At 43.3% G+C, this 4,012-nt stretch carries 2 protein-coding genes and 1 pseudogene; all 3 read left to right on the top strand.

Annotation, left to right across the window (positions count from 1 at the left end):
* Positions 1-1,094: pseudogene (locus DW830_RS15140) on the top strand (NADP-dependent isocitrate dehydrogenase); the annotation flags it as partial.
* A 276-nt stretch (positions 1,095-1,370) separates the two neighbouring features.
* Positions 1,371-2,066 (top strand): response regulator transcription factor, encoded by a 696-nt coding sequence (locus DW830_RS15135; RefSeq protein WP_089545202.1) that lies wholly within the window; start codon positions 1,371-1,373, stop codon positions 2,064-2,066.
* Positions 2,067-2,125: 59 nt separating this feature from the next.
* Complete coding sequence (locus DW830_RS15130) at positions 2,126-3,586, top strand: sensor histidine kinase (protein ID WP_119250466.1); 1,461 nt, start codon at positions 2,126-2,128, stop codon at positions 3,584-3,586.
* Positions 3,587-4,012 lie beyond the last annotated feature (426 nt).

Raw genomic sequence — 4,012 nt, 5'->3', positions numbered from 1 at the left:
TGAGTATTATGATCTGGGTCTGCCTTATCGTGACCAGACCAATGACCAGGTGACCATCGCTCTGCTGAGGCTGCCAAGAAATATGGTGTAGCAGTAAAGTGTGCTACCATCACTCCTAATGCACAGCGTATGGATGAGTATAAGCTTCATAAGATGTGGAAGAGCCCTAATGGTACAATCCGTAGTATTATGATGGTACTGTGTTCCGTGCACCTATCACCATCCCAAGCATCCACCCTTGTGTGAAGAATTGGGAGAAGCCTATCACCATTGCCCGTCATGCTTACGGAGATGTATATAAGAGTGTGGAAATCCGTGCCGATGAACCGGGAGTAGCCAAACTCGTGTTTGAGGGTAAGAGCGGAAAGAAGCAGGAGGTGGAAATCCACAACTTCGATGGTGCAGGCGTTATCCAGGGTATGCACAATACCGACAAGAGCATCCGCAGCTTTGCTCACAGCTGCTTCAAGTTTGCCATCGATACCAAACAGGATCTCTGGTTTGCTACCAAGGATACCATCTCAAAGACTTACGATGCGCAGTTCCGTAAGATCTTCGAAGAGGTTTACGAGAGTGACTACAAGGAGAAGTTTGCTGAACTCGGCATCGAATACTTCTATACATTGATTGATGATGCGGTGGCTCGTGTAATCCGTAGCAAGGGTGGATTCATCTGGGCATGCAAGAACTATGATGGTGATGTGATGAGCGATATGCTCAGTACTGCTTTCGGTTCTCTGGCTATGATGACCTCTGTATTGGTCTCTCCAGAAGGAAAGTATGAGTATGAGGCTGCGCATGGTACCGTTACCCGTCACTACTATCGCTATCTGAAGGGTGAGGATACCTCTACCAACCCAATGGCAACCATCTTTGCATGGAGTGGAGCCTTGAGAAAGCGTGGTGAGATGGATGGACTTCAGGATCTCCAGAACTTCGGCGACCAGCTGGAGGCTGCTTGCTTCGATACCTTGAATGATGGTATCGCTACCAAGGATCTCGTCAACCTGATGGAAGGTGTTGAGGCTAAGCCTGTCAACTCAGCCGGCTTCATCGCTGCTATCCGTGAGCGCCTGGAGAAGAGATTGGCATAGTCCTCTCTCTTCTTTAGAAAGATAAAAAAGCCCTGCAGTACTTCTCATTTATATAGAAGTATTGCAGGGTTTTATTTGTTAGAAAAGCGATTTGTTTAGTTATATGGTGTAGCCAATATAATTACACTGAGTTAAAAAGTGTAATATTATACTGTGCTTTATCATTTTTTTGTAAAAAACACATTGTTGTTACAAAATTGTAATCTGATGTAACGCTTATTACGAGATAAAAAATGTATTTTTGCACCATAATTACGAATTTATAAAAAATAGATTATGGAAAAGGCGGATAAAAGAATTCTTGTTGTTGATGATGAACAGGATTTGTGTGAAATCTTGAGTTTCAATATCCAAATAGAAGGATATCATGTGGATACAGCCAATTCTGCCGAAGAGGCTTTGGAAATGGATATTGCATCCTATGATCTGTTGCTGCTGGATGTGATGATGGGAGGTATGAGTGGATTCCAACTGGCTAAGAAGTTGAAGGAGAACCCGATGACTGCCCATGTGCCAATCATTTTCCTTACCGCTCGGGATACGGAGAATGATACTTTGACGGGATTCAACCTGGGTGCTGATGATTATATTTCCAAGCCATTCTCCATCCGTGAGGTGATGGTACGCATTCGTGCCGTATTGCGCCGTACCGCAGAACAGAATGGTAGTGCTGATGAACCTAAGGTGATTGGCTATCAGGGGCTGGTGCTGGATCTTGATAAGAAAACGGTTAGCATTGATGGCGAAGCTGTTCCTTTTACCAAGACTGAGTTTGAATTGCTCCATCTTTTATTGGAGGAAAAGGGTAGGGTATTCTCCCGTCAGGAATTGATAGACAGGGTGTGGCCTAAGGATGTGATGGTGCTCGATCGTACCGTGGATGTGAACATTACCCGTATGCGTAAAAAAGTAGGACGATTTGCAAAGTGCATCGTGACTCGTCTCGGCTTCGGATATTATTTCGATGCCTGATTGGTTTGACTTTGATTTACAGATAATTGTGAAGTTTAATGTTCAGTTTTTAAAGTTCAATGCTTAAAACAAATACTGTAGGTAGAAAATTGTACTTTAGTGTGCTGGCGGTGTTCCTAGTGTTCGCTGTCAGCTTTATCGTGTTTCAGCAAACACGAGAGAAGCAGTATAAGATTAGTACCCTTACCTTGAAACTTGCCAACTATAACGAGTTGCTGGTGGAGGATCTCGCTCTATCTTCTTCAAATGGTATTCTATTGTCGGATACGGTGAATCTGGTGGATAGTGTCAGGGTAGCTGAGGCTAAACTTGAGGATTTTGTTCAGGAACACGAAAGTAAAGACTTGAGAGTGACTCTTATCAAGCCTGATGGTAAGGTTATCTATGATAATATGGGTAAGGATTTTCGCAAGTTTTCCAATCATGCAAAAAGAGCGGAGATTGCGGAGGCACTTCAGGATGGAATGGGAACCAGTGTAGAACGCCAGTCTTCTACCCTCAAGCACGATTATTTCTATGTGGCATCCTATTTTCCTAAAAGTCAGCTAGTTGTGCGTACTGCGTTGCCATATAACGATGATTTGGCAAAGTCGCTTCAGGCTGATCAGCATTATATCTGGTTTGCTCTTGTTGCCGTCATCATTCTTACGCTTGTGCTCTATCGTTTCACCAGTCGTCTGGGAAGTAATATTTCCAAACTCCGTATATTTGCCTATAAGGCAGATCACAATGAAAGCCTGGAGGTAGAAGATTTGGCAAGCTTCCCGGGGGATGAATTGGGAGAAATTGCTGAAAGAATCATCAAGATGTATAAGCGCGTGCAGACTACCCGAAAAGAACAGGATATCCTGAAAAGACAACTTACTCAGAATATCGCTCATGAGTTGAAAACTCCTGTGGCTAGTATTCAGGGATATCTGGAAACGATTCTGGATAACCCGCATATCAATGAGGCGACCAAGGCGCAATTCCTGCAACGCTGCTTTGCCCAAAGTGAGCGGTTGACCTCCTTGCTTCACGACATCTCTACGCTTAACCGTTTGGATGATGGTTCTGATATGATAGATTTTGAAGCGGTAGATATTACCCAGATGGTAGCTGATATTACCCGTGAGACAGCGTTGGCTCGACAGGAAAGGAAAATGACTTTTGATAACCGGATGCCGGAACATATCGTGGTGAAGGGAAACCGAAGTCTGATATATAGTATTTTCCGCAATCTTACAGATAATGCCATTGCTTATGCTGGAGAGGGGCGCAAGATGACCTTGGAGGCGAAGGAACAGGGAAATAAATGGCATTTCATTTTCCAGGATAATGGTCAGGGAGTACCACCGGAGCATCTGGCCCGTTTGTTTGAGCGCTTTTATCGGGTGGATAAGGGGCGTAGCCGCAAAATGGGTGGTACTGGTCTCGGACTTGCCATTGTAAAGAATGCCGTTCTCCTGCATGGAGGTACTATTCGGGTAAGTAATTTGCCGGAAGGCGGTCTCAAGTTTGAGTTTACCCTTAAAAAATAAGCAAAAATATTTGAATACAATATATAATATGCGCGCGCGAGAGCGTGCGCATATGTGCGTATGTATGCGCGCCCCAGTGTGCGCATGTATATTATAAGGTGCTGAGTATCTAATAGTTTGTTTAAGTGTTTGCGACTGTTAAAAAGTGGCGTTTTTCGAAACTTTTTCCTCAAAACATTTGGTGGAATGAAAAATAGTTAGTACTTTTGCACTCGCTTTTGAGAAATACACTTTCTCTTAGCAACATAAAGAAAGAGTTCTTTGAAAGATTTTACATAAACAGACAAGTAGTACAAGAAGCGGTTAACTTCTTAGAAATAAGAAAGTTGACTGGGTAAAAGAAACGAACCGTCAAGTAATTGACAAGTCAGGTTTACTAAGCTTCAATAAACGAAAAGGATATTCGTCCTAAGTACAGACAACAAA

The organism is Prevotella sp. AM34-19LB (genome assembly GCF_003468525.1).
Lineage (GTDB): Bacteria > Bacteroidota > Bacteroidia > Bacteroidales > Bacteroidaceae > Prevotella.
This window is presented reverse-complemented; position numbering and strand designations above follow the sequence as displayed.

Bases quoted from the DNA above. Each gene is read 5' to 3' on its own strand.
- DW830_RS15135 (WP_089545202.1), top strand. From the start codon at position 1,371: ATGGAAAAGGCGGATAAAAGAATTCTTGTTGTTGATGATGAACAGGAT.
- DW830_RS15130 (WP_119250466.1), top strand. From the start codon at position 2,126: ATGCTTAAAACAAATACTGTAGGTAGAAAATTGTACTTTAGTGTGCTG.